Here is a 360-nt window from a genome sequence, read left to right on the forward strand (position 1 = left end):
TGCTGGAGTTCACTGGAATGGTGATCGACTGGCCGTTGGCCAGGCTGATAACCAGCGGGGTGCCAGTCACCGGCGAAGTCACGGAAGCGACGTAGGTCACCACGCCACCTTCAACAGCCGAAGCCGTCGCGGTCAGAGTCACGGTGCTGGTGTCGATCGAGTCGGTTACGGCTGTGACAGCAGCCGTTGGACTGACTTCCAGGTGCTCGAAGTCGCCACCGGTAGTACCGGTGATGGTGACGCTAACGTTGCCGCCGTCCACGTAAACAGTGTTCTGTGGCGCCGGGAAGGTGATCGAACCTTCACTCAGGCCCTTGCCGATGGTGATGGTCTCGCCGTTGCTCAGCGAGATCTTCATCT

1 protein-coding gene is annotated in these 360 nt (G+C 60.3%); it reads right to left on the bottom strand.

Features of this window, described 5'->3' with window-relative positions; all coding sequences use genetic code 11:
• Positions 1 to 360, bottom strand: a 360-nt coding sequence (locus ACODSK_RS32690) for an immunoglobulin-like domain-containing protein (RefSeq protein ID WP_489022298.1), incomplete at both ends; no start/stop codon positions are given.

It is taken from the genome of Pseudomonas sp. FG98 (assembly GCF_057808595.1).